Annotated in this window: 5 protein-coding genes; 3 read left to right on the plus strand and 2 right to left on the minus strand. The window is 35.7% G+C overall.

Annotated elements, in window-relative coordinates; all coding sequences use genetic code 11:
* Window positions 1-413 precede the first annotated feature (413 nt).
* Entirely contained in the window at window positions 414-863 is a 450-nt protein-coding gene (locus NTX22_09040) for a hypothetical protein (protein ID MCX6150654.1), read from the plus strand.
* 82 nt (window positions 864-945) lie between these two features.
* On the opposite strand, the gene NTX22_09045 is transcribed toward NTX22_09040, so the two are convergent.
* Window positions 946-3612, minus strand: a complete 2667-nt coding sequence (locus tag NTX22_09045) for a hypothetical protein (protein MCX6150655.1) — start codon at window positions 3610-3612, stop codon at window positions 946-948.
* 160 nt (window positions 3613-3772) lie between these two features.
* Window positions 3773-4984 (minus strand): flagellin, encoded by a 1212-nt coding sequence (locus tag NTX22_09050; protein MCX6150656.1) that lies wholly within the window; start codon window positions 4982-4984, stop codon window positions 3773-3775.
* A 268-nt stretch (window positions 4985-5252) separates the two neighbouring features.
* Here NTX22_09050 and NTX22_09055 point away from each other — a divergent pair, with 268 nt between their 5' ends.
* Window positions 5253-5819, plus strand: a complete 567-nt coding sequence (locus tag NTX22_09055) for a M23 family metallopeptidase (GenBank protein ID MCX6150657.1) — start codon at window positions 5253-5255, stop codon at window positions 5817-5819.
* An 11-nt stretch (window positions 5820-5830) separates the two neighbouring features.
* On the plus strand, window positions 5831-7432 hold the full coding sequence (locus tag NTX22_09060) for a S41 family peptidase (protein MCX6150658.1): 1602 nt from the start codon (window positions 5831-5833) through the stop codon (window positions 7430-7432).
* The last annotated feature ends 104 nt before the right edge of the window (window positions 7433-7536 follow it).

Genomic DNA, 7536 nt, shown 5'->3' on the forward strand with positions numbered 1-7536 from the left:
TTGACAAAACAAAATACAAATTTCTTTTTATTTTCTTGACAATGAAATTCAACACCTTCCATAATATTCATCTTTTCCATTAGAAAGTTTTAACTTCACACTTCGTAATTCCAGTTTAGAACTTATCTAATTGTTCAATTTTGGTTTTCTTTCATTAATAAAAGTGAGCTAATTAGCGGATAGTTTTTAAGATGACAGCTTAAATGAATTTTATATTTAGCATACTTACAATTATAATATTTATTTTCAACCACTCTCTCTCTTAAGTAAGAAGTATAGTCTTTGTGGGTAGAGCAGGGATTTCTTATGACATCTTTTGACAATTCATGACAAAATTATCTGTAACTCTATTGTTGAACCACCGTCTTAACGTATAGAAAGCAAAATTATTATTTATAAAACGAGAGGATAAAATGGAACGACATAATTACAAAAAAGCCGGAATATTTTTAACAGCATTAATGGTTATAGGTTTGCTCGCTATATCAAATACCGGTATTGTTGCTCAGGAAAATAATGATTGTGGAAGAGTGATAGTAAATCTTAGCAAAGCTGACACACAAAATTTTATGAGCGGATTGAATTCCAACAACGAAGGTTTAAGAAAAAGCTGCATTTACTTTGCAGGCAAATATAAAATATCTAAAGCTGTTCTTCCTTTGATGTCGCAATTAAGGAAAGAAGAAAAGGCTAATATAAGAATTCTTATTTCGATGGCTCTTTATCAAATTGGTGATGCAAGAGGTTTATATTTGGTAAAAGTTATTTCTGATAATGATGAAAATATAAAAGTAAGAAAAAGATTAAGTGCAATTTATGATGAATATATTAAGAGCAATAATAATCCATTGGCAGCATTGTAAAATATAAACACCACTACTCAACAGAGATACAGAGTTATCCCTTTCCAAAACTACTCTGTGTCTCGGTGGTCTAATAAGGCACTTAATTTTTCTCAATCAAACTTATTCTTAAATTATCAACCAAGGCAGAATTTACTTTACCATTCATATTATTATCTGAACTTCTAAACGTAAGAGTTATTTTATGCTTACCTTTTTTCAGGTTGATTAAAAATGAATTACTGTATCCCCAATCGTTCCATTTATCAATTCCTCTTTGTGGAAAGACAACCGGACCTATAACCTTATCGTTTATCAGCAATGTTCTTATTGCACATTTATTATCTGTGTTGATAGGACCATTGCCATTTGCATAATGGAAATCAATTAAGTAAAAACCATCCGTCTTTATATCAACCTTGAAATCTATATCCTTTATTTTAGTTTTCAATGAATCAGTTAAGGAAACAATATTGCTGATGTACATATCATTGTTTTCTCTTTTTAAGTATTCAGCCTCAATCATAGTTGGCAAAACGTTAGAGACAACAACAGGTTCACTTAAAAAAGATTGTGAATTCATTTTATCAATTGCTGCTACTTGATACTCTGCATAAACTGTATCATCCAAAAGATAAAATGAATCGTGTGTATCGCCAACTTTTTTCCCATTTTTAAAAATGTGATAAAGCGTTGTTCCTTCAACAGCGTTCCATTTTAAAGTATTGTTCTCAACTTTCACTACTGGAGTTTCTATTGAATAATAATTTTCTACTAAATTTATCTTTGAAGTCCCATCAATTTTATTTGCCATTTGTATTTTGACTTGATGCGCGCCGGATAAATCTGCCGGAATAATTGCGCTGCTAATTTCCTTTCCATCCAACCGGATTGATTTTATTTCATTCCCATAACCATCAATAGAAATTGTTAAGATTGATTTTCTATATTTAAAATTATTTAGTTCTCTTGTTCCATCGTAGGATTTTGGGATGAATGGATTCAACTTCAAACCATCTTGCGTAAAGTTCATTCCAAATAGCACGCGGTAAATTGTAGAAAGATTTCCAGCAACGCTCCATAATTGGCGGCTGGAATTTATTTCTGTTCCTAAATAATCACCAGAAGTTGCAACCATATTTTCTTTGTTTGTTAAAAATAAAGAAGCTGCACGATAAATTGAGGCAAGCGCATATTCCACCGAAGTTGCATTGCCCGTTTTAGCAGAAGCCCACGCCCAGTATGCTTCAACAAAGGGCCAAATTGCATCGTTGTGGTAAGGTGGTATGTTTGGTATCTGCGGATAGATGCACGGAATCCCAAATTTAGTTACCGGTGTATTTGCAATTATCTTTTTTTGCTGATCAGCATCAGCAATTTCGAACAGAACCGTTAGCGCTTCACCTAAAGCTTCAGACCTTGGAGATAGTGACTGGAAATTTCTTCCATAAAGATATTGACCGAAATATTCTTTGTCCTTCATCCACAGATTTTTATTAATTCTGTTTTTAATATTCTCCGCTGTCTTTGCAAATTGATCTGAACTTTCACCCAATTGTTTTGCCATCTCACTTAAAATTTTATAAGTCTGAAAATGAATAGCATTGGTTCCTAAATTTTTAGAAGTATAAATATCTTTTGGATCCATCCAACGCGGATAAGTTTGCTCACGCCAATCGAGGAAAGAAGATTCTCCTTTGAATAAACCGGAAGAAGGATCTAAAACAGTGTTTAAATCATCCAAGGCAGAATTTTTTATTATTCCGTAACTGGATTTCAACCAATCTTTATCGCCGGTAACCAGATAAATTTCCCAAGCGGCAACAGACCACACCATCCGATCGGATGAGATTGGCCAGGAACCGCCGGTGCCGGTATCCTGAATTATTCTGTTGTTCTTAACCTTTGCCATCAGGCTCGTTTTAGATGCGTCCGGATTTATAATTGCCATCGCAAGAATTATACTGTAACTAAGATCGCGAGTCCAAACCCCGGGCCATTTTTCTCCAGCCATAAATGATCCGTCACTTCGGACATTCAAAATCATTTCCTCAAGCGACATATTATAAAGTGCGTCAATCAAGTTTGAAGATGATTTATATTTAGGAAAAGCAGAAATATCTTTGCTCAATTTCCAATCAGATTTTGAATCATCTACCGGAGAAAATTCTTTTTCGATGTGAAGAAGAATTTCATAAATCCCATTACCATTAGGGTCTTTCAATTGCAGATCATTTCTGTTGGGAAGTGAATTCCAATCCCAGGTAAGCGGAGCAGTACTGCCGGCAACAAACACTCCTTTAAAATCTTGCCGTGATATTTTATTACCATCAAATGTTTGAAAGAATCCTTTCTCTTTAAAATCTTTTAGCACATCGTTTATATCAACGCGCAGCAGTAAATCGGTTTTTACTTGTAAAAATCTTTCGGGTTGATTAACCGAAGAATTCTGGTCTGGTTTTCCAAAAACAAAAATGTTTGAAGTATCTTTTCCGTCAATTGGAGTAATAAAATAAATATGATCCTGTCCCGGCACAGCTTCATTGTCCAATCCATTTATTGAAAACTTAAAAGTAATCCGGTTGTGGGTTCTTGTTTTAAAACTGCTTTTATAATTGGAAACTATTTCCGTTCTGGACTTTGCTTTCGCCTCAAAATTTTCCTGAACCACTTTATCCGAAGTTATTGTAAATGCATCAGACTTGAAAATTTCCTGGGAAAAGAGTGTAACACAAGGAAACAATAAAATTATTATCAACCAATTTTTCATTCGGCAGCTCGTTTTTTTACTATGAATATTAGAAAGGAGCAACAACAAAAGCAATTGGTAATTAATGATTGAAGAATAATGGACAAAAATTTATTGCTGGCGCAATGGATATGTGTGTTCAGGAAAAATCCCGGAAATCCGGGATTCCCAATATGAATAATTAACGGAAAAGCGAAAGTAACTGTTGCGGCGCAGAATTCATCTGAGAAAACATAGCAGTACCAATCTGCCCTGCAATGCCACCTTTTGTTGCGTTCAATTGTTCAGCAACCACGTCTGCATCAAAAATGCTTGCTATTGTTGCAGTATTGTTAGTGATAGATGATGTCAGGAATTCACTTCTTGAAGCAAGAGTTTGCGACAGGTTACCAATTTTTCCAAGCGCCGATCTTACATTATTGGAGATAGAAGAAATATCACTTGCCGCGCTAAGAACTGTATCTGTATCGGTATCCATCAAACCGCCGCTGCTACTGCCACCGGATAATTCCCGAGTTATTCCAATCAATGTAGTTATATCGTATCCGCTTTCAGTAACAAAACTTGTTATATTCTTGGGACTGCTAACTGTTCTATATTCTGTAGTTGGACTTGCACCTGATACATAAGTAAATGGAATATCAACATCTGTATTGGTTGCTACAAAACTAGCGAATGCGTCGGAAATAACAGCGTTTGAACGGTTTGGCTCGGCCGGTGCAGAAAAAATAAGAGAATCATAGCTACCATCAGCATAGGTTATCTCTACGGTGGAATTTATAGCAATATCGGCAGTGTCTTGACCGTTAGTAAGATAATTGGAACCAACATAGGAGGCAACTCCGGGATCGGCTACCGACCCGCCGTGTAAAACTGTTTTTATGGCATCGGCATTAAGATAACTGGCGCTTGCAAAGTCAGCTGTAAAATCATTGCCGCCTACTCCAAATGTGGCGCTGCTTGCAAGAGCAGTTCCGTCAGCCTGGGCTAATAAATTGCGTCCATTTATATTTGTGTTTTTAAGAATGGAATCTATTTCACCGGCTAATGTGTTTATATCTTTTGCTATAGAAGATTTGTCCTTCAAAGCATCCTGAGAATCAACATACTTTGCAGAGATCTGATTTAGTTTATCGTTTACCTGCTGTAAAGCCATTTCTGCGGTTGCCATATAGTTCTTTGCAGAAGAAACGTTATTTAGTTCTGCTTTCTGCTTCATTGTCTGGGCTTCAAGCCTTTTACCAACGTTAAAGCCGGATGTGTCATCTGCTACCGTGTTAATTTTTTTAAGTGTTGCAAGACGAAGCTGAGCTTTTTGTGTTGTATTATTAACTTTTAACAGTGCATTAAAAGCCAGAAGTGAATCGAGATTTGTGTTAACTGAGAAAGCCAAGATATACCTCCGTGTATTATGTATGAGATTTTCAAGCTTCCATGCTTGAATAATTATAAAATGATATTTTAATCTCAATCACATAGTCGAAGATTATTTCAAATATTTATAGGTAAGTATAAAATGAATTTAAAATTGCTGCAATAGTTTAATTTTAATAGCCACAATAATTCCACTCCAAATTAACACAAGCTCATTAAATACATTAATTTGATTTTTGATAATCTCCTGATTAATTTGTTTTTGAATTATTCACCCGGCATTTCAAATGAAGTATAGAGGTAATACCAGGGTACCCGAAAGGTTTTGTGTTGATTGGAATAAAATAGATGATGCGGGAAATTTTTTCCAAGGGGATTATAATAAATGCGAAAACTGGTATGTTTATGGTGAACAGGTTTATGCCGTTGCAGAGGGACAGGTCGTTTCTGTAAAAGATGGAATGCCAGATCAATCGCCTGTATTTACTCAGCCAATTCCAACTACTCTTTTTGACGGCGAAGGCAATAGCGTAGTAATTCACATCAACGGAGGATATGTTGTGTATGGACATTTAATTCCTAACAGCATTAATGTAATACCGGGGCAGCTTGTTAAGAATGGATCTGTGATTGGAAAGGTTGGCAATTCAGGTGATTCGGATGCCACGCATCTTCACTTTGGGCTGCATACAGATTTTCCCTATTATATTTCTGAAGGGCTTCCATATTATTACAATACTTTAGAAAAAATCGGTTCTATAGGAAAACTCGGTGGTTCATATATAAAGTTTTCTCTACCTGAAACACACATTAACGAGTTAGTTGAAAACTGGGGTGTATATAATCTAAAATAAAAGAGGGATGAATGAAAAAGTTTGTGGCGTTTATATTTTTCTTTTGTGCAGTTGGGAACACTGCTTTTTCTCAAACTCAAAATAGTTTTACTGCCGCATTTGATTCTCTTCATAAAAAGTTATCCGTCTATTATGCTTTTACCGATTGGAAAAAAGTTAATTGGAGTAATCTTAATAATGAATTCCGACCAAGAGTGGCAGATGCTGAGAGCAAAAACGATTCGAGCGCATTCATTATGGCAATGAAAGAATACACATTCAGAATTCCTGATGGACATGTGGGTTTTGGTACCGGATTCTATGCGGGCGTTAAATCAGATGTACTTACAAAGAAAAATACTAATTGGGTAAAGTTAGAAGAAAAATTAAGATATCAACAGATTGGTGGCTGTTTTGGTTTTACTCTTATTAAACTTGATGATGGACGATTTGTTGTAAGACTTGTAACTGAAGGTTCTCCGGCAGATTTAGCCGGAATAAAGTTCGGTGCGGAAATATTAGAAGTGAATGATAAACCTATTACAGAAGCAATCGGTTCTGTTTCAGTAATTTGGGCGGAACAAATTCCTGCTACCAAAGAAGGAAAACAATTACACCAGTGCCGGTTAATTGGAAGAGCTCCGGTTAATGCAAGTATGAAAATCAAATTTAAAAACAGGGGAGATGTAATTCCGGTTACTGCAATTATTTATGCAGTTGATGATGATTATTTAACATATGATCTAACATCAATGCTTCCAATAAAAACTCCGGAAATTTCTTACAAAATTTTAGAACCAAGCGGATATGGATACCTTGAAATTACATCATGCATTCCACCGGCATCTGTCGTTACAGACTTTATGTCGGCATTCATAGCGCTTCTTTCTGCTAATCTTAAAGGAATGGTGGTGGATCTAAGAATTAATACCGGTGGAATGGATGCTTATGCGGCAGCGGTTGCAGGATGTTTCTATCCCGACACAACTTTTTATGAGTATCAGAGTTTTTATAATCCTGTTACTGCAAGTTTTCAAAGATCGGAAGAAATACTTGATCATCTTAGTTTTCAGACGGTGAGTTTTTTTAAGCCAACACAATATCCGGCGGGATCAATATTTATAGAACCACAAGGTTTAACATTTAGTGGACCTGTGGTTGTAATGGTTAGCCCCAGGAATGTGAGTTCTGGTGAAGGAATTGCATTGGCGCTTAGCAAACTGCCACAATGCAAGGTTGTAAGTTTTTATGGAAGCCATGGATCTTTTGGAATTACAGCTCCTGAATTTGAACTACTTTCTATTCAAGACTCCATTGAAGTATCATATCCACACGGGCGGTCTCTCAATATTGATGACAAAATACAAGTTGATAGCGACAGTAATATGATTGGCGGAGTCATCCCAAACATTAGACCGCCGTTAAATGATCAGACAATTGATCAGATGTATTTGCAGGGAATTGATGTAGAGTTAGATTATGCCATTCAGGAATTGGATAAAATGATTGCTGCTGTCGGCATTGGAAATGAGATTAATCAAAAACCTGTTACATATTCACTCAGCCAAAATTATCCAAATCCATTTAACCCAGTTACAATTATTAACTCACCTTACGCAACCCGATGCGTATAGTTATATTTTTTAGAATTTCATAGCGAAAGAAACTTTGAGATTTTCCAGTTGATTAAAAGCTGCACGATTTGCAGTAAGATACAATTTAGCTCGCAATGCTGTTG

The sequence above is a fragment of the Ignavibacteriales bacterium genome, assembly GCA_026390815.1.
Taxonomy (GTDB): domain Bacteria; phylum Bacteroidota; class Ignavibacteria; order Ignavibacteriales; family SURF-24; genus JAPLFH01.